This window comes from Parabacteroides sp. KHUB-03, assembly GCF_056640975.1.
The window spans coordinates 2,421,802-2,445,413 of the sequence record NZ_CM153257.1; the positions used below are offsets into that span (position 1 = coordinate 2,421,802).

Genomic DNA, 23,612 nt, shown 5'->3' on the forward strand with positions numbered 1-23,612 from the left:
CTAATTACAATATGAAAACAAAGAAAATACTGTCAGCAATTCCCGCAGTTGCATTACTTATACTAATGTCATGTTCGGGAGAAAAAAAGAACGAGGCAGTAGATACCGTCAATGAAAAAGCTAAAGTCAAAATAGAAAAAGTATCCATGCAAGACGTTGAACAACTGAATGAGTTCACCGCTACAGTTGAAGCTAACATTGTAAACCGCATTGCTCCGCAAACACCCTTTCGTATTGAAAAATTATTTGCAGAGGTTGGAGATCATGTTAAAGCAGGCCAATTACTCGTTAAAATGGATGCTACAAATTTAAAACAATCCAAAGTTCAACTGGATAACCAGGAAATAGAATTTAAAAGAATAGATGAACTTTACAAAGTGGGAGGAGCTTCCAAATCGGCATGGGATGCACAAAAAACAGCGTTGGAAGTTGCTCGCGAGACATACAAAAACCTTCAGGAAAACACTCAGTTACTTAGTCCTATAACGGGTGTCATTACTGCACGTAATTACGATTCGGGTGATATGTATACCGCTGCCGAACCTATTTATACCGTAGAAGAAATACGCCCCGTAAAACTATTGGTAAACGTTTCGGAAAGCTTTTTCACAAAAGTAAAAAAAGGGAATGAAGTGGATATCAAATTAGACGTATATGGAGATGAGATATTCAAAGGAAAAATCAGCCTGATATATCCCACCATCGATCCGTCTACAAGAACATTTCCTGTCGAAATAAAAATCGCAAATAACGATGAACGTGTTCGTCCGGGAATGTTTGCACGTGTTACTATCACTTTTGGGACGATGAACCATATAGTAGTTCCGGATCTTGCCATTGTTAAGCAATCCGGTGCAGGAGATCGTTACATCTATGTATATAAAGACGGCAAAGTTTCATACCAAAAAGTAGAACTGGGACGCCGTATGGATAATAAATATGAAATCATTTCAGGAATCAATGACGGTGATATGGTAGTAGTTTCAGGCCAAAGCCGTTTGAACAATGGAATGGAAGTAGAAATTGAACAGTAAGAAATAAGGCAATATGAGTTTATATGCAACAGCGGTAAAAAAACCGGTAACAACAGCTCTTGTTTTTGTAGCCATCGTTATTTTCGGTCTTTTTTCCTTAACCAGATTATCCGTTGATTTATTACCGGAAATAGAGACCAACACCATTATGGTAATGACGTCTTATGCCGGTGCCAGTGCTGCGGATATCGAAATGAACGTATCCAAGCCACTGGAGAACGTGTTGAATAGTGTTAGTGATTTAAAACACATAAAATCCCAGTCAAGAGAAAACATTTCAGTCATTACTCTTGAATTTGACTATGGTACTGATATTGATGTGGCAACAAATGATGTCCGCGATAAACTGGACGTAGCAGAGCCAATGTTGCCGGATGACGTGGATAATCCTATAATCTTTAAATTCGGCACTAGCGATATCCCCATCATAATCCTGTCGGTTACTGCCGAAGAAAGTACGAATGCACTTTATAAAATATTAGATGATAAAGTATCAAACCCATTAGCCCGCATCAGTGGAGTCGGTGCTGTATCTATTTCGGGAACACCAACCCGTGAGGTACAGGTATATTGTGATCCTTACAAACTGGAGGCATACGGAATTTCAATTGAAGGTATCTCTTCCATCATTGCACAAGAAAACAGGAACACTCCGGGCGGTAGCGTTGATATCGGCTCAAACGCCTACTCATTACGTGTACAAGGAGAGTTTACCGACGCACATCAAATGGAAAATCTGGTTATCGGTTCAAAAGACGGTAAATCTATATATTTACGTGATGTAGCCCGTATTGAAGACAGTATAGAAGAGCGCGCGCAAGAGACCTACAACAACGGTAAAAAAGGAGGTATGATTGTTATACAAAAACAATCAGGAGCCAACTCTGTAAATATTGCGAAAAAAGTACATCAGAAATTACCGGAAATACAGGCAAGTCTTCCTTCGGATGTAAAACTAGGTGTTATCATGGATACCTCAACTAACATTCTGAATACAATTAATAGTTTGCAAGATACCATTTTTGTAACTTTCATTATTGTTATGTTAGTTGTATTCATATTCCTTGGCCGGTGGAGAGCAACGTTTATTATCGTTTTAACAATTCCTATATCACTAATCGCGTCATTTGCCTATTTATTAGCATCAGGAAACACATTGAACATTATCTCTTTGAGTTCCTTGTCTATTGCAATTGGCATGGTAGTAGATGATGCCATTGTAGTATTGGAAAATATTACGACCCACATCGAAAGGGGTAGTTCTCCCAAACAGGCAGCCGTACATGCAACCAATGAGGTGGCTATTTCCGTTATTGCCTCCACTTTGACTATGTTAGCTGTATTTTTACCGCTAACTATGGTTACAGGCATGGCCGGGATTTTGTTCAAGCAATTAGGATGGATGGTTAGTATCGTTATGATAGTTTCAACGGTTGCAGCTCTGACCTTAACACCGATGTTAAGTTCACAAATGCTCCGTCTTAATTTAAATAAAGGACGCTTGTATACTTTGTTTTTCACTCCTATAGAAAAGGCTTTGGACAAATTAGATTATGTATATTCGCGCTTTCTATATTGGGCTGTACGTCATCGTAAGACAGTCATATTAGGGGCTGTGATGATTTTTGGTGGCAGTATGCTGCTTGTGCCTACTATCAAAACAGAGTTTTTCCCAACTCAAGACAATGCCCAAATTAGTGTCCATATAGAATTGCCGGTCGGAACACGCCAAGATATTACACGTAATCTGGCATTGCAAGTAGACAAACTTTTCCGGGAAAAATATCCGGAAATAAAAACAAGCAATTTTACAGAAGGACAAGCCGATTCTGATAATACCTGGGCACAATTAAGCAATAATGGAACACATATCATTGATTACTATATCAATTTATCAAGTGTTGGCGATCGTGAACGTGGATTGGTTGAAATCTGCGAAGGAATGCGCAAAGACCTTGCCCAATTTACCGAGATTAAGAAATTCAAAGTAATAGAAGGAGGACAAGAAGAAGGTATGGGAGGGCAGAATGCCGTTGATGTCGAAATCTACGGATTCGACTTTGCCAAAACGGATGCTGTAGCAAACGACTTGGCAGAGCGCATGCGTAAAGTGAAAGGCTGTTCCCAGGTTAATATCAGTCGTGAAGATTATATACCTGAATATCAAGTTGATTTCGATCGCGAAAAACTTGCACTGAACGGATTAAATATCACAACAGCTGCATTAGCTCTTCGAAATCGCATTAATGGAGCAACAGCTTCCAAATATCGGGAAGACGGAGACGAATATGACATCAAAGTTCGTTATGCACCGGAATTTCGTCAAAAGGTTGAGGATATAGAAAACATCGTAATTTACAATTCGGCCGGTCAAGGTATCCGCATTCGAGATTTAGGTAAAGTAGTAGAGCGTATGACTCCTCCTACTATCGAACGAAAAGACCGCGAGCGCGTAATCACCGTATCAGCCGTAGTTGGTAAAGGAGCAGCTATGAGTGATATTGTAACTGCTGCGCACAATGAATTAAAGAAGATGGATATCCCGTCTGATGTAAGCTGGCAATTAGGTGGTACTTATGAGGATCAAATGGATACATTCAAAGATCTAACCATTTTGATGATTCTGATCATTATATTAGTATTCATTGTCATGGCAGCACAATTTGAATCACTGACAGACCCATTTGTAATTATGTTCTCCATACCATTTGCTTTTACCGGGATTGTATTGGGATTATCAATCACACAAACCCCGTTAGGTGTAATGGCATTAATCGGAGTTATTATGCTAATGGGTATTGTTGTGAAGAATGGTATTGTATTAATTGACTACACTATTCTTTGTCGCGAACGTGGCCAAAGCATATTAAATGCTGTTGTAACAGCCGGCAAATCTCGTCTTCGTCCCGTATTAATGACTACCTTAACAACCGTATTAGGTATGATCCCTATGGCTATCGGAACTGGTGAAGGTTCTGAAATGTGGCGTTCTATGGGTATGACAGTAGCATGGGGTCTTTCTGTTTCTACTTTAATTACATTAATTATCGTACCGGTTGTATATGCTGTATTTGCAGGAAACGGCGTACGTCGGCGACATAAAAAAATAGCCCGCATGTACCGTCGCGGAGAATTATAATACAAATAAGTGCCTTTTAGGATATTTTTTAATATCTTTATGGGCACTTATTGCTACATACTTATTAAATAAAAAATATATGAAAGCAATATTTATATCATTCAACCAGGCTTATTACGAAATGATAGTCGCCCTTATGGACAGGAATAACATCAAGGGATTCACTTACTGGGACGTTGTACAAGGACGCGGAAGTAAAACTGGTGAGCCACACTACGGCAATCACGCGTGGCCTACATTAAATTCTGCAATTCTTACAATGGTGGAAGATAGCAAAGTTGATCATTTCCTCGATTTGCTACATCAATTAGACCAGCAAACAGAAGCCCAAGGTTTACGTGCATTTGTCTGGAATATTGAAAAAACTATTTAGATAATAAAAGCATGAAATCATCAGCCAATAATTGTTCCGCATCAGGTAATCCTTTAAAAATACTTGTATTTGATCAGGATAGCAATTTAGGCAGCATTCTACAAGAATGCTTGATAACGGAGAAATACGACGTTGATCTTTGTCATAAAACAGATCAGGCGAGTGCTCTATATCGTCTAAACAATTATGTAGCATGTTTAATCATTTCGCAGGATACTGTAAAGAGCTATTTTGATTTGGTCACTGATATAAAAGCAATAAATGACGCGACTTCAATCATTTTCATCGGATATCACCCAGAAAAAGAAGAAGTGATTGCAGCCTATCATCATTATGCTGATGATTTTATACGTATGCCAATAGGTACTGATGTGATAAAAGCACGCTTATATGCAATATTAAGGCGGACATGCAATATTAAAAGCACAACAACATGGTATTATAAGTTCGGAGCATTTACATTCGATTTACGGAAACAAATTTTATCCGTTGGCAATAAAAGTACAAGACTCACAACAAAAGAATGCGAAATGCTACAATTACTTTGTGAAAGTGCAAACCAGCTGGTTAAGAAAGATTTCATATTAAAAATTATATGGAAAAGTGATAGTTATTTTAGTGCAAGAAGTATGGATGTTTACATTACTAAATTACGTCATTTATTAAAAGACGATCCCACTATAAGCATTATAAACGTTCATGGTAAGGGTTATAAACTAATCACAAAATAATCTGAAACATAAACCATCATATAAATAAAATGGACAAATCAATACTATTCACACCAAGTAAGATAGGGCCTCTTACATTAAGAAATCGCACAATACGTGCTGCAGCTTTCGAAAGTATGGCTCCGGGCAATGCTCCTTCCGAAATGCTTTATAATTATCATAAATCAGTTGCAGCAGGAGGTATAGGTATGACTACTTTAGCTTATGCGGCAGTAACGCAAAGCGGCTTATCATTTGAGCGTCAACTTTGGCTACGACCTGAAATTATACCCGGCATACGTTATATTACTGATTCTATCCATAAAGAAGGAGCAGCTGCTTCCATCCAGTTAGGACATTGCGGAAACATGTCCCATAGAAACATTTGTGGGTGCACGCCGATGTCAGCCTCCAGTGGTTTCAATATTTATTCGCCAACCCTGGTTCGAAAGATGAGGCAATCTGAAATAACAGCCATTGCCAAAGCATACGGGCAAGCTGTCAAGCTCGCCAAAGAGGCAGGCATGGACGCTGTGGAAATACACGCGGGACACGGTTATCTGATCAGCCAGTTTTTATCGCCCTACACAAACCATAGGAAAGACGAATATGGAGGAAGCTTGGAAAACCGCATGCGTTTTATGAAAATGTGTATGGAAGAGGTTATGAGTGCAGCCGGTTCTGATATAGCTGTTTTAGTAAAAATGAATATGCGGGATGGGTTTAAAGGAGGTATGGAACTTGATGAGTCATTGGAAGTGGCCCGTACCCTACAAAATGAATGCGGGGCACAAGCTTTGATTCTTAGCGGCGGATTTGTAAGCAAAGCCCCCATGTACGTAATGCGGGGAGCAATGCCTTTAAAAACTCTTACCTATTATATGCCTAATGGATGGCTTCCTCTTGGCGTAAAAATCGGAGGACGTTTTATGATACCCTCTCTACCTTTCAAGGAGGCTTATTTTTTAGAAGATGCTTTAAAATTCAGGGCTGCACTAAAGTTACCCTTAGTTTATGTTGGCGGATTAGTCTCCAGAGACAAAATCGACGAAGTTTTAAATCATGGCTTTGAATTTGTAAGCATGGCACGGGCGTTAATTAATGAACCTGGTTTTGTCAACCGCATGAAGGAAGATGAACATGCCCGTTGCGACTGCGGACATAGTAACTATTGCATTGGCCGCATGTACTCAACAGAAATGGCATGCCATAAACACATACAAAATTTACCGGCAAAACTCATTAAAGAAATAAAACAATTGGAGTATAAGTGATGGAAAACAGATGGGCTTTAATAACCGGAGCCAGTTCCGGTATAGGATATGCTTATGCTGAAGAACTGGCATCCCGCAAATATAATCTTGTTATTGTCAGCAATGAAGAGCAAATTATACAAGAAAAGGGAAATATTCTTGCCGAAAAATATTCAATCAAGGTATTCTCTTTATACATAGATTTAGCAGAACCTGATGCTGCAAAAAATTTATATAATGCTTGCTGTCAAAAAAAAATTCAGATAGATATATTGATAAATAATGCAGGAATGTTCTATTTCAAGGAGTTTACTGATGAAAAAGCAGAGCTGACTGAAAAAATGCTTTATTTACATATCACTACCCCCACCCAGTTATGCTATTATTTCGGCAAAGAAATGAAAAAACGCAAATATGGATTTATACTTAACATGTCTTCCATGTCTGCGTGGTTACCTTATCCGGGAATTGCCCTCTATGCCTCTACCAAGCGTTACCTAAAAAGCTTTTCAAAAGCACTGCGTTCCGAGCTATATGATTATAATGTGAGTGTCACTGTACTCTGTCCGGGTGCGGTATGTACAAATCTGTATAATTTAAGTGATCATCTCAAGAGCCTTGCCATTAACCTGGGTATCATGATGAGAGCCGAAACACTTGCATATAAAGGAGTAAACGCACTTTTACACCGTAAAGCAATGCTCATGCCTGGTATATTAAACAAAATAGTTCTTCCTCTTATCCTGTTATTACCTGCAGGATTTATAAGATGGTGTATGCGAAAAAGCAAATTATTACCGACAACTGATTAAAAAGGATAATAAAATACTTGCCGGATAAAAGAAAAAGCATACCTTTGCATCGCTTTTTCAGTCCACGCATCGTGTGATGGAAAAATTAGAAAGCAAAAACATCTAATTTTGAGTAACACAAATCAAAAAAGAAAATGAAAACATTTCAATTAGAAGGAAAATCAAGAGAAATTGCAGCAGCTTCTGCAGATCAGAAAAGAGCATTGAAAGCTCTGCGTTCAAACAATCAAATTCCTGCTGTTTTATACGGTGGTGAAAAAGTAGTTCACTTTTATGTAAGTCTGGATGCTGTTCGCAATCTGATTTATACTCCGGATATCTTCATTATAGATTTAACAATCAACGGTAAGGCAACAAAAGCAATTGTTAAAGATTTACAGTTCCACCCGGTAAGCGATGCCATTCTTCACATTGACTTTTTAGAAGTTAACGAAAAGCATCCTGTAGTAATAGAAGTTCCTGTTACTTTGGAAGGCCATGCCGAAGGTGTTAAAGCCGGTGGTAAGCTAATTCTGCAGATGAGAAAACTAAAAGTTAAAGCTCTTTACAACCAGATTCCTGAAAAACTAGTTATCAACGTAGACAATTTAGGTCTTGGAAAGACTATGCAGGTAGGTGCATTGCATTTCGAAGGTCTTGAATTAATGAATGCTAAGAATTCTGTTGTTTGCGCTGTTCAGTTAACACGTGCAGCTCGTGGTGCTCAGGCAACTGCTGGTAAATAAGATTCTTACTTAGAAAATATTTTCTATAAATAAGAAGGGGGCTTTATTCGTAAGAATAGTCCCCTTTCATTATATATATAAACCATAAAACAATGAAATATCTGATAACGGGACTTGGTAATATTGGTTCCGAATATTGGGGAACCCGGCACAATATCGGTTTCCGGGTAGTAAACAAATTGGTTGAAGATGCCGGTGCATTATTCAATGAAGAACGTTACGGGGCTATTGCCCGTATGCGCGTAAAAAATTGCGAACTAATTGTTCTAAAGCCAAACACATTCATGAATCTCAGCGGGAACGCTGTACGATACTGGCTTCAAAAAGAAAATATTCCTGTTGAAAATCTATTAGTCATAGTAGACGATCTTGCTTTACCATTCGGGACTCTCCGTTTAAAGCCTAAAGGTAGTGACGCCGGTCATAACGGTCTGAAAAATATAGCTCAGATACTTAACACTCAGGAATATTGCAGGCTTCGTTTCGGCATAGACAGCAACTTTCCTCGTGGAGGTCAAATAGACTATGTGCTTGGACAATTTACGCCCGAAGAACTAGAGTACATGCCCGAAAAACTGGAACGCGCATCAGAAATGATAAAAAGCTTTTGTCTTTCTGGTGTTCAAAACACAATGAATCAGTATAATAACAAACAATAATCATGAACGAAGTACGTATAGATAAATGGATGTGGGCAACCCGCATATTCAAAACCCGTACTATTGCAGCCGAAGCCTGTAAAAAAAACAGGGTAATGGTTGGCGGGGTTAATGTAAAGCCCTCTCGTATGATTAAGGTAGGAGATATTATTCAAGTACGTAAACCACCTATCACTTTTTCATTCAAAGTATTGGCTTTGGCCCAAAACCGTATGGGAGCAAAATTAGTTCCCGGTTTCATGGAAAACGTAACAACTCCTGATCAATACGAAATATTAGAAATGAACCGGATATCAGGTTTTGTTAACCGTGCAAAAGGATTGGGTCGCCCAACCAAGAAAGACCGTCGTGAATTAGAACAATTTACGGAACCCGACTTTCTTGATGATGGCTTTGATTTTGAGTTTGATTTTAATTCAGAAGATGAGGATAAATAACAGGCATTTGAAAAAACAAATACCTGTTATTTATCCTGCTTTTCTTCAGACAATAAACAACCCTCATCATTCCAGGTTCGCCAGATTCCGGATTTCTTACCTTTTATATAAAACATCTCAAACTTCAGGATACCTTTGTCATTCCAGATTCGCCACGGACCATCTTTTTGGCCGTCGTGATAAGTAGCTAATGCTATTAAATTTCCTTCTTCATTATATGTACGCCATTCCCCATGAAACTGTCCTTTATAATAAGCGCGTATTTCCGCTGTTTTTCCATCAGGATAATAAATGACATAAGTACCTTCCGGTCGTCCCGCCTGTAAGTACAATTCCATTTTAAGCATACCGTCGTCATAAAATTCGGTATAACGCCCCGTATAAAGCTTTATTAATGACTCATCCGTATAATACTGCCCTTCACTCAATACCAAATCCTGAGCCAGGCAGGTAGATGCTGACATTATTGAAAACAGTGCAACAGGAAATGCTTTCTTTATCATAAGAATTTTTCTAAAATTAATATGTGCGCAAAAGTAGCCCTGCCTTATTTCAAAACCATTGTAAACAAATGACAATCATATGTCATATGCCCCTTCTGGCATACCAGTTAAAGTTGTCATTCTTTTGAAACAGACTTGTAAAAAATTCGTTTGACAACTGTCGCAACCTCGTAATATACCTGTTCGATCTTTGCAGCACAATTATATAAAGAAAGAAAACGTATGAAAAGTATCTACAAAAAGATTTATTTCTTTTTATTTTTATTACTCTTCTCTAACTTTACGGGACTAGCAGACAATAGCAATGGTTCTATAACTGGTACTATTATTGACAAAACATCCAAAGAGCCTTTAATGGGTGCTACCATACAATTAGAAGGTACCAGTATAGGAACTGTAACCGATCTGGATGGAAACTTTGTCATTCTCGATATAAATCCGGGAATATATACAATCAACATTAAATATATATCCTATACTCCTGTCAAATTAAGTAATGTTACGGTAACTAAAGGACAAAGAACCGTGCTGAATACAGAAATGGTAGAAGCCAGTCTGGCTCTTGAAGGGGTTACAGTTATTGCCCATGTAAAGCAAAATACGGATCTGGCTATGCTAAAAGCCACAAAAGCTAGTCTTTTGGTTCAATCTGGTATATCAGCACAACAAATTATCCGAACTCAAGACCGCGATGCCTCAGAGGTAATCAGACGTATTCCCGGAATCTCTATTATTGACGGAAAATTCGTAATGGTACGAGGGCTGGCACAACGTTACAATAATGTATGGATCAACAACAGTGCCGTACCTAGTTCGGAAGCAGATGCACGCGCTTTCTCTTTCGACATCATTCCTAGTTCTCAAATAGATAACATGGTAGTGGTAAAAAGCCCGGCACCTGAAATTCCGGCTGATTTCTCTGGAGGATTTATTAAAATAAATACGAAAGATGTTCCTGGCAAAAATGGTTTTTCTGTCTCCGTAGGAGGAAGCATGAATGACCAGACACATTTCAGAGATTTTCTGTATAGTCCGGGAAGTGCAACAGATTTCTTAGGTTTTGATGGCGGATTACGCAAACTGGAAGGTTTCTATACAAATCGTTTGGACAACAATAACAAAACAGCAGTAGAGCATATCACTCGTAACGGATTCAATAACAACTGGAGCGTTAAAAACAAGACTCCCATTGCCGATTTACGACTAAACGCATCTTTTAACCACAAATTCGATCTGGGAAACGGCAAGAATTTTGCCATTATTAGTGCTATTAACTACACTAACGCCTATAAGACACAAAATGACATGTTGAATGCCCGTTATAGTCTATACGATGTTGACAAAGACCAACCTGACTATAAAAACAAATATACCGATAATGTTTATAGCAATGACATTCGCCTCGGAGGGATGATAAACTTCACTTATATGCCCAACGACCACGACAAGTACGAATTCAAGAATATTATAAATCAACTGGGACAAAGCCGGTACACCACCAGAAACGGTATTCTGTTCAACAGCGGACAATATATCCAAAAACAAGAAGAATATTTCTATAGCAGCCGCACAACCTATAACGGCCAATTCACAGGCACACACAATCACGATAAATCCAAAACAGATTGGAGTATAGGCTATGCTTATGCCAATAAGAATCAACCGGACCGCCGCATTATTAACCGCGAAGAAAACGGTTTTGCCGGTGATCCCCACGAAGGCGAAATGCGCATAGACCAGAATGAAATAAAACGCTTCTTCTACAGACTAGATGAAAATATCGGATCGGCAACTGTCAATTACCAACGTGAAATTCAGATTGGGAATCTTCAACCTACACTAAAAGCCGGAGCTTATACAGAATATCGTCATCGCGAATACAACAACCGTGCTTTTTACTACCGATGGAATAACCAGAATTTGCCATCCGGATTCGAATATATGGATGTTATCGATGAAATACTAATCCCCGACAACTTTGGTACAAACAAAGTTTATATCTACGAAGATACCGACAATCGTAACAGTTACAAAGGCAGTAATATTCTCGCCGCCGGCTATCTGGGAATTAACATACCTGTCAATAAACTGGATATTTATGCCGGTGTCCGGTATGAATACAATAATATGAAACTAACCAGTTATACAACAATCAAAGACTGGAAAACCAAAGAATATAAATATCCGAGTAATCATCTGTTCCCATCGCTGAACACAAGCTACAAATTCAATGAGCAAAACCAACTGCGCCTGGCATATGGTATGTCAGTAAACCGCCCCGAATTCCGAGAGGTGTCTAACTCTGTATATTATGATTTCGACCTTTTCAGCAGTGTAATGGGTAATCCGGATCTGAAACCTGCTTACATACAAAATGCAGATATTCGCTATGAGTATTATCCGGCAGCCAGCGAAGTAATTTCCGTTGCTCTTTTTTATAAGCGTTTCGACAATCCGATCGAATGGACATACATAGATAATGGCGGTAGCTACACCTACACCTATGTCAATGCCAAAAGCGCCAACAATTACGGAATAGAAGTTGAGATCAAAAAAAATCTGGATTTCTTAGGTCTGAAAAATTTCAGTTGGAATTTCAACGGAGCTTATATTAAAAGCAATGTACAATTCGAAAAAAAGAGTCAAGATAAAAACCGTGCTATGCAAGGACAATCTCCTTACATCATGAATACCGGATTTTTTTATCAAAACGAACAATATGACATTAATGCCAGCATACTTTACAACCGGATCGGAAAACGTATCATGGAAGTAGGCAATGCCGACATGACAGAGGACGGCTCCATTAACAATGATTTCCCCGACACATACGAACTGGCCCGGAATACAATAGATATTAATTTCAGTAAGAAATTTGCCAAGAGATGGGAAGTTAAAGCCAGCATCCGCAATCTTCTGGGAGAAAAAGTGACATTTGTCCAATATCCTAAGTTCTTCGATAAAAACAATATACTTCAAGAACGCACACAAATCACAAAACAGTACAAGCCGGGAAGAAACTTCTTTCTTACACTGAGCTATAGCTTATTATAATTAAAATTAAATACATCTTTATTATTTACTTAAACAAAGAGAACATGAAAAAAGTAAAATTGAAAAGTTTATTCTTCACTACGGCAATTTTTATTGCTTCCCTCACATCATGCAGCGACAACAATGACAATAATTCTCCGGATCCAACCCTGGAAGAAAACGAACTGGCAAACATTTTGTTGTTTAAAGCTGAAGACGGCACCATGACCCAATTAGGAAATGGAGATCAAAACTTCGAAATGCCAAAAGGCAAATACACCCTAAAAAAAGGAACTTACCACATGAAAGGATGGTGCTATATAGCAGACGGAGTAGAATTGAACATCGAGCCGGGTACCATCATTAAAGGAGATAAAGAAACAAAAGCCGCTTTGATTGTCGAACGTGGAGGTAAATTGCTTGCGCAAGGCACGGCTGAAGCTCCCATTGTCTTTACCTCTGAACAAGCTCCAGGGTCTCGCCGTCCGGGAGACTGGGGTGGTTTGATTATTTGCGGTAAAGCCAAAAACAACGGAGTAGAAAAAACAATTGAGGGTGGTCCAAGAAGTAAATACGGAGGCGATAATGACGATGACAATTCAGGGATTATCAGTTATGTTCGTGTAGAATTTGCTGGTTATCCTTTCGAAAAGGACCAGGAAATTAATGGTATTACATTCGGCTCTGTAGGAAGAAATACGAAGGTAGACCACCTGCAGGTTTCCTATTCAAATGACGATTCGTATGAATGGTTCGGAGGTACAGTAAACTGCAAATATCTGGTAGCTTATCATGGTTGGGACGATGAGTTTGACACCGACAACGGGTTCTCCGGCAAACTTCAATTTCTGCTAAGCGTGCGCCATCCAAAGATAGCTGATACTTCTTTATCTAATGGTTTCGAATCGGACAACGATGCCGATGGTTCCACCAAGACACCGTTTACCACCTGTACATTCAGCAACGTTACCTTTGTCGGTCCGATCGGACAAGCCAACGATTTCTCAAATACATCCGACTATATCAACGCCGGAAACTTATATCCGAACAACGGTTCTAAAATGGGGACATTCCAGGCTGCTATGCAAATCCGTCGCAATAGCAAACTAAACTGTTTCAACTCAGTAGCAATGGGCTATCCTGTGGGGTTATTATTGGATAACCAAAAAGGTACGACACAAACATGGGCGACAAACGGAGATTTAAAATTAAATAACCTTTACTTTGCACAAATGAACGTATTGGGGTCCGATGTAAATAAATCATGGAAAGATCAATTTTCTACAGACGGAACAAATGAAGATGCCGGCAAAATATCTTTCTCTCATACATTTTTCCTTGCACAAACCGGTAACAAATATTTTGAAAAGATTACAGAACTTGGCCTGAATCAACCGAACAGTATGTCTTCTTCACCCAACTACGGTCCAAAATCAGGAAGTCCGTTGCTTGGACATACAGGCTTGTTTAACGATTCCATGCTAAACGACCCATTCTTTGACAAAGTTGATTATATCGGAGCTTTCAAAAGTGATTCTGACACAGACAACTGGATGAAAGGATGGACTAACTTTGATCCTCAGAACACAAAATACTAATTTTCACTTGATTTACAAGGTGTAAATTCTATGGCTACTTATCACAGGATAGGTAGCCTTTCTCATATTAAATTGTTACATTTGTATAGTTAATTCATAATAGTAAAATACATGAAAAACATTAAAATTTATCCAAACGACTGGCTGCAATTGCATCCATACAAACAGTCTGGTACTACAGACCTTTACTATACAAACATAGCCAACCGAATCTACGATATTATGGAGAAGACTGGGTTGATTTTTTCATTTGAAGATGATGAACCAAAACAAATCTGTACTAGGATGGCTGCTTATTTTGAAGATGTGATTTCACAAACAAACATATGGCGTACTTTCATCACCACTCACAAAGAAATGTTCGGCAAATATCTGCCGTTTTATACCCCCGACGACCATTACTATGACGATGAAGTGAATCTGGAAGATATCCGTTTCCTACTTTGGCATTATACACAACAATATCATGGCTATCGTAAAAGTACATTTGTAAATCCGGACAATGCAACAAACGAAAAAACAGGCAAGCTAATCTATCAGTTATTCTGTGATGAATGGACGACTGCACCCGAAAATGAAACACTACAGAAATTATTCAGTCCGGAAATATCCTATACCGAGCCGGGCCGTTACGAAGAATTGCTTTTCTGGTTTCATTATAATTCATATCTTTTTACCGATCACTCTTTGGAATTAACGGAGCGGGTTAAAGAGATATTACAGAAAGATCCATACCAAGAAAATATAAACAGAATAATCATACAGCAACATCAGTTTCTTGCTTATACCGATCATACGGCATTATTAGCACTCACCTCTCCGGAATGGCTCTATCGAATTCTGCCGGCAACACATCCGGATACAAATGCCTTTAAGCTAGTTGTCGAAAAAAGCACTTACAAAATGATATCGGATGAAATAAAAAGCAAGAACCTCGAAAGCTATGAGAAGTTTAAAAAAGCAGCAGACGGAAAACTACTTGTTTACTCCCAAGACCTAAATGAAATAAAAGAATTCTTAACAGAAAAAGTAGGGATTTCATTAGATAAAGAATTTCACTTTCTTGAAAGATTAAGAGGTAAAAAACTGGCTATTTATGCTACTCCCGAAGATGGCCTTATGTTTATGGATACAAATATCGAAGCTATAAAAGATGAGAACAATCCTTTTTATGACGAAAAACTTGCCGGCGAAAAAGGACTGTCATTCTTCATTGTAGGACATTGCACTCCCTCTATGCTAAAAATTTTAGAAGAAAAAGGGATGTTAGCAGATGCCCAAACCAAAAGTACAGTCAGTGTGGAAAGAGGCAAAGCCATCATTCATGATGACTGGCAATTTATAAACCGCTATTTCACCCGGGAATACCTCTATGAATAATATGCCTCAACGGTAAAGATATTATGGTCTTTACCGTTGAAACATAATTCGCTATTGACCGGATCGTCTTATTTATTTTTCAATATCTGCCGGATAAACAATACCTAACTGGCGTCGTACTTCATCAATAATTTCCAAAGTGATCAACGAATTCGTATGACTATTAATTGCAGACTCCCTGTGTCCAGAAAGTATCAGGTTGATAAACTCGGCTACTTCATAGAAATATTCATCTTTATCGGTCGTTGCACTTACATTCTCAGACTCGGGAGCAGGTCCCCTACCCGAAGCTGCCACTAAACGAGGCGCATAAGTTACATGACTGATTATATTAATCCGGTCAAGAGTTATATTTCCATCTTCTCCTTGTATCTCCGTCGGCAGAGAAGAATTAGCAATCTTTGAATATAAAACTGTAGCATTCATACCGTCATATTCAAAATTGACAGCCCCCTGGCCATCTGCACCCGATGATAAAACAACTCCCGTTGCTTCCACCCTTTTAGGACGGCCAAATAAAACAACCATTGGATAAATAGTATAAATACCGATATCCATCATCGCTCCATTGGAAAGCTCCGGATTGAAAGCATTCAAAACAATACCTTCTTTAAATTTGTCATAACGAGACGAATATTGGCAATAACAAGAAAAGTAACGACGAATCACCCCTATCCGATTCAGGTTTTCGCGTACAGAAAGAAAATTCGGCGTAAGCGTAGGTTTCATCGCTTCCATCAATGTCACGTTATATTTACGGGAAGCCTCTATCATTTCTGCCGCCTCTTTAGCATTGGAAGCTAAAGGTTTTTCACATAAAACATGTTTACCATGTTTCATACATAAAATACTTTGTGAAGCATGCAGGAAGTTTGGGGATGCAATATAAACAGCATCAATTACCGGACTTTCAGCCATTTCTTCCAAAGACGTAAACGTATATGGAATTTGATATTTAGCAGCAAATGCATCTGCTGTTTCTTGTGTTCGCGAATAAACAGCAACAAGCTCAAAACGTTCATCCTGCTGCGCACCGGCAATCACCCAGTCCGTAATAAAATTGGTTCCTACTACACCAAAACGTATTTTCGAAATGTGTTGTTGATCCATAATATATCAATGTAAAATTAAAATATTCTCTTGTACTTCAAGTTCCGGCACATAAGAAACACTGTCCGGAATAAGACAATAAGGAACTGCATCCTCCAAATGCTTCGCAACCAAACGTGCCATATGATCCGTCTCTTTCATATATGACAGAAGGTCATCTTTATGGGCGTTCCACATATCACGTGCAATTAAAGCAGCATCACTACCCGGAACGTATTGGCCTGATTTAACCAGCAAATCAACCAAAGCTCCACCAAAAGTAGTATCCTCTATATTTATTTTATCTTGCCAGCCAGAACACAAAACAACAACATTGTGTTGGTGGAGCAAGCAATAATCAGCAACAGCCTTTAAATTTACAAATGCACCGGTTATAACCCGGTATGCATCTTTTGCTACAGTAATAGCCTTGGTTCCGTTTGTCGTAGTGAAAACAACATCATGCCCCGATATTTTCTCCGGAGTATAATCGAATGGAGAGTTACCAAAATCAGCAAAATCGCATTTCTTTACATTTCGTTCGGCCCCAACCAGCCAACCTTCAGCTTTATATGTTTGTGCCTCTTCAATAGTAGCAACCGGACGAATAGTTCGCACACCATTCCGGAAAGCGGCAGCCATTGTTGTTGTCGCCCTAAAAATATCTACCACAACGACAACCGATTCAGGGTCGTGATAAACCTGATACAATGCAGGAGAGAAACATACATCTATCTTCATACTAGCATATTATTTCCGACAAAATTAGTAGATTATTTGAACTTTTTCCCGTCGTCCATGTTTAATCTATACAATTTAAAACCGTTTTAAAACTAAATCTTATGAAGAGAATTGTAAGTTTCATCGTCGTTCTTGCCGTATCAATGTGCGGAATGACTCAGATTAAGGCTCAGAAATCAGTAGAAAAAGCAGCCAAAAAAGTAGAAAGAGAAGTAAAGAAACAAGAAAGATTAGCACAAGATGCTATCATGGACGCGCAAGAGTTCAATTCGGCCGTACAAGCAATCAATAATCAATCTTTCGTATTGGAAGCAAATAGCATACAACCAATGAACGGATCTGTATACTATGTAAACTCTAATACTAACTTTGTGTCGTTGAACAACGGGCAGGCAATGGTACAAATCGCGTCTACTATGAACCCAAACCCTGGTCCTAACGGATTAGGCGGTATCACCGTACAAGGTATGGCTTCTAATATACAGACCAAACAAGATGACAAAGGAAATGTATATCTAAGCATGAGTGTTATGGGTACATTTATTTCTGCAACTGTGAACTTGGTTCTTATCAATGGTTCAAATAATGCAACCGTTACTGTAGACCCGAATTTCTCAGGTAGAAATCTGACAATGACAGGTACATTACTACCATACTCTGACTCAAATATTTTCCAGGGAACAACTTATTAACATGTCCAACTTTTCTATAATAAGGATGGCGGTGCTCCGTGAGGAGCATCGCCTTTCGCTTTTATTCAGGTTTCAAGACTTCTTTGTTATCAGTAAATCATATATATTTGTACTTCAAACCACAAATATCAAACAATATGAACCGCACATTATTTACATTGGTTTTAATAGTAAATCTGCTCTTTTCGTTCAGCGTGCAAAGCAAAGCTGCAGAAGAAGGCATCCGGGGTGTATGGATACCCGCACCCAGATTCACATCCGTATTACATACTTATCAAGGTGTAAAAGATTTTGTCCAGTCAATGGATGAATTAAATATGAACTCTGTTTTTCTCGTTTCTTATGCCGAAACCAAAACGGTTTTTAAAAGCAAAGTCCTTACGAATTACAGTACTTATAAAACTCCTGAAGAATGTTATCTCTTAACAGATTACATAAAAGATTACCAAAGTCCGACAAATGATCCCGTAAGAGATTTAATCGATGAAGCGCATAAATACAATATCAAAGTTTTTTTCTGGTTTGAATATGGTTTTATGGGAGAAGGACGACCTATTGGTAAAGAAAATCCTATATTGGCAAAAAACCCGCATTGGCTTGGTATTAACAACCTGCAAGAACCGGCAAACTACAACAATCACGATTACTATTTCAATGCATATAATCCTGCCGTTCAGAATTTTATGATCAAACTAATAGAAGAGGCCATTACTCTTTACCCGGATATCGACGGAGTTCAAGGAGATGATCGTTTGCCGGCTATGCCTAGAAATTCAGGCTATGATGTTTATACAGTTTCATTATATCAAAGCCAGCACAACGGAACTCTTCCTCCAACTGATTATAACAACCAAGAATGGGTAAACTGGCGATTGGAAATACTAAACACTTTCGCACGGAAGTTGCATGCAAAAGTTAAAAATAAAAATCCGGATATTATGGTTAGCTTCGCCCCGAATCCATACCCTTGGTGCGAAGAGAAACTAATGCAAGACTGGCCTCAATGGTGCAAAGACGGAAAATGTGATTTACTTGCCGTACAATGCTACCGATATTCGGCAGATTCCTATCGTCTTACATTATCTGAAGTACTAAGTTACCTTGACAAAAACAATCCGAAACAATTATTCGCACCAGGTATAATTTTAATGGAAGGTGGCAGCTCCAATATGACACCGGAACTACTAGAAACCCAACTCAGGATAAACAGAGAGCTTGGTGTAGCCGGTGAAATCTTTTTTTATAATGAAGGCATCAACATACCTTCTTTCAAAAATGTATTGAAAAAAGCTTACAGTAAAAAGCTATCGTTCCCTCTCAAATAAATAAAAAGTGCACCTGTAGGTTGAAATCAACTATTCGGGTGCACTTTTTTATTTATTACAAATATTCTGTTTTCCGACAGGCCTGCACTATTTTCGGAATGGTGCCTTTACAACCTGAGCCTTCAGATTTTTATTACGTACCTTAATAAATATCTCAGTACCAGCTTTTGCAAACTCAGGTTTCACATATCCCATACCGATACCTTTCTTCAGAACAGGAGACATAGTACCTGAAGTTACTACACCTATTACACTGTCATTACCGTCAACAATTTCGTATCCGTGGCGGGGTATACCTTTTTCAACCAGCTCAAAGGCACACAACTTACGGGTTACGCCTTCTTTCTTCTGACGTTCTAATTCTGTACGGTTTGTAAAGTTCTTTCCGTCTACAAACTTAGTAATCCATCCTAAGCCGGCTTCGATTGGAGAGGTCGTGTCATCCAAATCGTTTCCATACAGGCAGAAGCCCATCTCCAGACGTAAAGTATCACGAGCTCCCAATCCGATAGGTTTAATACCTTCAGGTTTGCCAGCTTCAAAAATTGCATTCCAGATAGTCATAGCATCGTCCAAATAGAAATACAACTCAAAACCGCCTGCACCGGTATAACCTGTATTGGATATAATAACATTCTTGCAACCGGCAAATTCTCCTACTAAAAATGAATAATAAGGAATAGAAGATAAATCAACCGGAGTAAGACGCTGCAATATTTCTGTTGCCTTAGGTCCCTGAATGGCCAACTGGCCAATGCGATCCGATGAGTTCTCAAGCTCTGCTCCCACTGTGTTATGGCTTACGCACCAATCCCAATCCTTCGCTATATTTCCGGCATTTACAACTAATAAATACTTTTCCGGTTCATAATGGTAAACTAAAAGATCATCTACAATACCGCCTTTATCATTAGGGAAACAAGTATATTGGGCTTTACCAATCGGCAATACGGAAGCATCATTTGAAGTAATACCCTGAATAAAAGCCAATGCATTCGGGCCTTTTACCCAAAATTCTCCCATGTGAGATACATCAAATACACCTGCACCCTCCACTACGGTCATGTGTTCATCAATAATACCGGTATATTCAATCGGCATGTTGTAACCGGCAAATTCATGCATTTTTGCTCCGAGTGCAATATGCACGTCGGTAAACGGAGTTGTTTTCATGTTATTTTCGTGTTTAAGATTTTTGAGCTGTAAGCTCTGCTATTTTAATTATAGTTTGCATACTTTTTTCTAAAGACTGAACTGGCAGGAACTCATAACGTCCATGAAAATTAAGACCTCCTGCAAAGATATTCGGGCATGGCAATCCCATAAATGATAAACGGGCACCATCCGTACCTCCGCGAATAGGCTTAACAAGTGGAGTAACACCTACAGCCTCCATCGCTTCAAAAGCCAAATCGACAATAAATTTCTTAGGTTCAACTACCTCACGCATATTATAATATTGATCGCGAAGTTCCAGAGTTGTACTACCCGGATGCATTTCGTTCATACGTTTAACCAACATACGTAATTGTTCTTTCTTTTGTTCAAACAAAGAACGTGTATGATCGCGGACGATATAAGATAGCGTAGCACTCTCCACTGTGCCATTCATCCCTGTAAGATGGAAAAAACCTTCATAGGCTGTTGTGTGTTCAGGGCGTTGAGATACAGGTAACCAGGAAGCAAACTCGGTTGCCAATAAACATGCATTCAGCATCTTATCCTTAGCATATCCGGGATGAACATTCAATCCTTTAAAAGTCACCTTAGCTCCCGCTGCATTGAAATTTTCGTATTCCAATTCTCCAATCTGACCGCCATCAATAGTATAAGCCCATTCACAATCAAACTTTTTCACATCAAAATGATCCGCTCCCTGACCGATCTCCTCATCAGGAGTAAAGGCTATACGAATCCTTCCATGTTTAATTTCAGGATGGTCTTTCAAATATTTTACAGCAGATATTATAGCAGCAACACCTGCTTTATCGTCTGCGCCTAGCAATGTTTTACCATTGGTTACAATAATATCCTGCCCTTTATAATCGTTCAGTTCCGGGAACATGGATGATGATAAAACAACATTTTCTTCAGCACACAACACAATATCCCCACCTTTATAAGTAACAATACGCGGTTGCACATCTTTGCCCGACATATCCGGGCTAGTATCTAAGTGTGCAACAAAACCAATGGTAGGAATATCCGCCGTTGTATTAGCAGGAAGTGTAGCCATCAGATAACTTTTATCATCCAATGTTATATCCTCCAACCCTATTTCTTTCAGTTCTTTTACTAATTCCTGGGCAAACACAAGTTGTCCGGGTGTACTAGGAGTATTCCCCGTCTCTTCATCCGATTGTGTATCGAACGTAACGTATTTTAAAAATCTGTCTATCAAATTCATGATTTACCTCTTTTAGTTCTTTATATTAATGCTATAAAGATAGACAAAATTATCTGTATTCATCAAAAACAACTCGATCCATTATAGCAATGTGTACAAACACATTCTTTCGGCAATCCTATCGAAGCTATGAGATCTTCAACAGTATTGAACTTCAAAGTTGTAATATTCAATTTTTTTCTGATACATTCCACCAGTTTTGTATATTGCTCCGACCCGGTCTCTGCATATTTATCCAAATCTTTAGCATCATCGCCTTCAAGTTCTTTAATGATACGGCGGGCAATCAATTCCAAATCCGACTTGGAAGCCGAAAAACCCAAAAACGGACAAGAATGCAAAATAGGAGGACATCCGATACGCATGTGCACCTCTTTAGCTCCGTATCCATACAATATATTGACATTATCACGCAACTGAGTACCTCTCACTATTGAGTCGTCACAAAAAATCACACGTTTGTCACGAAGCAATGTACGATTCGGAATTAATTTCATTTTTGCAACCAAATCACGCACAGCCTGGTTAGAGGGGGTAAAACTACGCGGCCATGTTGGCGTATATTTCACAATAGCCCGACGGTAAGGAATACCTTTACCTTCCGAATAGCCCAACGCCATACCAATACCGGAATCAGGAATGCCGGAAACATAGTCCGCATCCACCGTATCCTTTTTAGCCATTGCTATACCACTAGCATAGCGGGCGGCATCAACATTTACACCTTCGTACTCTGAAACCGGATATCCATAATAAACCCAAAGGAATGAACATACCTGCATCTTCTTATTTGGTTTACGGAGTTGTACCATTTCATCAGCCTTCAACATAACGATTTCTCCGGGTCCCACATTATATTCCAATTCAAATCCCAAATTAGGGAAACTGCTAGGTTCGCTGGATGCAGCAAAAGCACCTTCTTTTTTCCCTATTAAAAGAGGAGTGCGTCCGTATTTATCGCGTGCAGCAATAATACCATCTTCGGTAAGGATCAACATAGAGCACGAACCTTTTATTTTCTCAAATACAGTTTCAATGCCATCTACAAACGTTTTTCCTTCCGAAATAAGCAATGAGATCAATTCGGTTTGATTAATACTACCCGAACTGAGTTCGGAAAAATGGCGTCCTCTTTCCAGTAACTCCACTTCAAGTTCCTTCAGATTATTCACTTTTGCAACCGTCACAACCGCATATTTACCCAAATGAGAGTTTATGAATATAGGCTGCGGATCCGTATCACTGATAATACCGATCCCCGAATTTCCCTCAAATTTGTCTAACTCGCTCTCAAAACGTGTCCGAAAATATGAATTTTCAAGATTGTGGATTGAACGTCTAAAAACTCCGTTGTGCAACGTTACCATACCGCCTCTGCGGGTTCCCAGATGAGAATTATAATCTGTGCCGTAAAACAAGTCGGTAGCACAAGCCGATTTAGAAATAGTGCCAAAAAAACCACCCATCGTTTATAGTGTTATTGATTTTTGAATTGCAAAGGTACAAGATTATTTAAGAATTGTCCAAACGACATAGTGTAAAAGTACATATCTTCTTTCCGATATTTAACTAATAGGACATTGTCAACATTCATTTTGCCAGAGAAGAAAAACAAAGCCAAACACACCCGGATTTTCCTAACAGAGACAATCAAACACTTTTTAACACTCATGAAACATATAGGTAACCAATCTGTTAGAAA

General features: G+C 38.8%; 20 protein-coding genes. 14 read left to right on the top strand and 6 right to left on the bottom strand.

The genetic code is table 11. The annotated features are described in order from the left end of the window. The first annotated feature begins 11 nt into the window (after positions 1-11). The 9 genes from ACYIB7_RS10375 (at position 12) to ACYIB7_RS10415 (ending at position 9,142) form a co-directional block, all read left to right on the top strand. Entirely contained in the window at positions 12-1,034 is a 1,023-nt protein-coding gene (locus ACYIB7_RS10375; RefSeq protein ID WP_103982267.1) for an efflux RND transporter periplasmic adaptor subunit, read from the top strand. 13 nt (positions 1,035-1,047) lie between these two features. Further along, positions 1,048-4,173: an efflux RND transporter permease subunit gene (locus ACYIB7_RS10380; RefSeq protein WP_099465025.1), complete on the top strand. Its 3,126-nt coding sequence runs from the start codon at positions 1,048-1,050 to the stop codon at positions 4,171-4,173. A gap of 79 nt (positions 4,174-4,252) precedes the next feature. Next, complete coding sequence (locus tag ACYIB7_RS10385; RefSeq protein ID WP_103982269.1) at positions 4,253-4,546, top strand: PG0541 family transporter-associated protein; 294 nt, start codon at positions 4,253-4,255, stop codon at positions 4,544-4,546. Between the two features lie 11 nt (positions 4,547-4,557). Next, a complete protein-coding gene (locus ACYIB7_RS10390) occupies positions 4,558-5,277 on the top strand; it encodes a response regulator transcription factor (protein WP_103982270.1) in 720 nt (239 codons plus the stop codon). Between the two features lie 29 nt (positions 5,278-5,306). After that, the gene (locus tag ACYIB7_RS10395) at positions 5,307-6,530 is read left to right on the top strand and encodes an NADH:flavin oxidoreductase (protein WP_099465022.1); all 1,224 of its coding nucleotides are present in this window, start codon (positions 5,307-5,309) and stop codon (positions 6,528-6,530) included. Further along, entirely contained in the window at positions 6,530-7,321 is a 792-nt protein-coding gene (locus tag ACYIB7_RS10400) for an SDR family NAD(P)-dependent oxidoreductase (RefSeq protein ID WP_480336986.1), read from the top strand. The genes ACYIB7_RS10395 and ACYIB7_RS10400 overlap by 1 nt, the downstream gene beginning before the upstream one ends. 134 nt (positions 7,322-7,455) lie before the next feature. Further along, entirely contained in the window at positions 7,456-8,046 is a 591-nt protein-coding gene (locus ACYIB7_RS10405; RefSeq protein WP_103982272.1) for a 50S ribosomal protein L25/general stress protein Ctc, read from the top strand. A gap of 92 nt (positions 8,047-8,138) precedes the next feature. Next, positions 8,139-8,705 (top strand): aminoacyl-tRNA hydrolase, encoded by a 567-nt coding sequence (gene pth / locus ACYIB7_RS10410; RefSeq protein ID WP_099465019.1) that lies wholly within the window; start codon positions 8,139-8,141, stop codon positions 8,703-8,705. A 2-nt stretch (positions 8,706-8,707) separates the two neighbouring features. Next, positions 8,708-9,142, top strand: a complete 435-nt coding sequence (locus tag ACYIB7_RS10415; protein WP_099465018.1) for an RNA-binding S4 domain-containing protein — start codon at positions 8,708-8,710, stop codon at positions 9,140-9,142. A gap of 26 nt (positions 9,143-9,168) precedes the next feature. Here the strand turns inward: ACYIB7_RS10415 and ACYIB7_RS10420 are convergent, their stop codons facing one another. Next, entirely contained in the window at positions 9,169-9,645 is a 477-nt protein-coding gene (locus ACYIB7_RS10420) for a toxin-antitoxin system YwqK family antitoxin (RefSeq protein ID WP_103982273.1), read from the bottom strand. 222 nt (positions 9,646-9,867) lie between these two features. On the opposite strand from ACYIB7_RS10420, the gene ACYIB7_RS10425 reads away from it, so the two are divergent. From ACYIB7_RS10425 to ACYIB7_RS10435, 3 genes are all read left to right on the top strand, one after another. After that, the gene (locus tag ACYIB7_RS10425) at positions 9,868-12,699 is read left to right on the top strand and encodes a TonB-dependent receptor (protein WP_480336988.1); all 2,832 of its coding nucleotides are present in this window, start codon (positions 9,868-9,870) and stop codon (positions 12,697-12,699) included. A gap of 44 nt (positions 12,700-12,743) precedes the next feature. After that, on the top strand, positions 12,744-14,276 hold the full coding sequence (locus tag ACYIB7_RS10430; protein ID WP_480336990.1) for a hypothetical protein: 1,533 nt from the start codon (positions 12,744-12,746) through the stop codon (positions 14,274-14,276). A gap of 111 nt (positions 14,277-14,387) precedes the next feature. After that, positions 14,388-15,656 carry a DUF3843 family protein gene (locus ACYIB7_RS10435; protein WP_103982276.1) on the top strand — a complete coding sequence of 423 codons (1,269 nt, stop codon included), beginning with the start codon at positions 14,388-14,390 and terminating at the stop codon, positions 15,654-15,656. Positions 15,657-15,728: 72 nt separating this feature from the next. On the opposite strand, the gene ACYIB7_RS10440 is transcribed toward ACYIB7_RS10435, so the two are convergent. Together ACYIB7_RS10440 and ACYIB7_RS10445 are read right to left on the bottom strand one after the other, a co-directional pair. Continuing rightward, a complete protein-coding gene (locus tag ACYIB7_RS10440; protein ID WP_099465013.1) occupies positions 15,729-16,766 on the bottom strand; it encodes a Gfo/Idh/MocA family protein in 1,038 nt (345 codons plus the stop codon). Positions 16,767-16,772: 6 nt separating this feature from the next. Beyond that, entirely contained in the window at positions 16,773-17,486 is a 714-nt protein-coding gene (locus ACYIB7_RS10445; RefSeq protein ID WP_103982277.1) for a 2-phosphosulfolactate phosphatase, read from the bottom strand. A 101-nt stretch (positions 17,487-17,587) separates the two neighbouring features. Between ACYIB7_RS10445 and ACYIB7_RS10450 the strand changes: the two genes are divergently transcribed. Together ACYIB7_RS10450 and ACYIB7_RS10455 are read left to right on the top strand one after the other, a co-directional pair. Beyond that, a complete protein-coding gene (locus tag ACYIB7_RS10450) occupies positions 17,588-18,178 on the top strand; it encodes a DUF4251 domain-containing protein (protein ID WP_480336993.1) in 591 nt (196 codons plus the stop codon). Positions 18,179-18,315: 137 nt separating this feature from the next. Then, positions 18,316-19,503, top strand: coding sequence for a glycoside hydrolase family 10-like protein (locus ACYIB7_RS10455; RefSeq protein ID WP_480336994.1), 1,188 nt, complete (start codon positions 18,316-18,318; stop codon positions 19,501-19,503). Between the two features lie 87 nt (positions 19,504-19,590). Here the strand turns inward: ACYIB7_RS10455 and gcvT are convergent, their stop codons facing one another. The 3 genes from gcvT to ACYIB7_RS10470 form a co-directional block, all read right to left on the bottom strand. Continuing rightward, the gene (gene gcvT, locus ACYIB7_RS10460) at positions 19,591-20,676 is read right to left on the bottom strand and encodes a glycine cleavage system aminomethyltransferase GcvT (protein WP_103982279.1); all 1,086 of its coding nucleotides are present in this window, start codon (positions 20,674-20,676) and stop codon (positions 19,591-19,593) included. 13 nt (positions 20,677-20,689) lie between these two features. Next, positions 20,690-21,910, bottom strand: a complete 1,221-nt coding sequence (gene pepT, locus ACYIB7_RS10465) for a peptidase T (RefSeq protein ID WP_480336996.1) — start codon at positions 21,908-21,910, stop codon at positions 20,690-20,692. Positions 21,911-21,972: 62 nt separating this feature from the next. Beyond that, positions 21,973-23,376 (bottom strand): amidophosphoribosyltransferase, encoded by a 1,404-nt coding sequence (locus ACYIB7_RS10470; protein ID WP_480336997.1) that lies wholly within the window; start codon positions 23,374-23,376, stop codon positions 21,973-21,975. Positions 23,377-23,612: the final 236 nt, after the last annotated feature.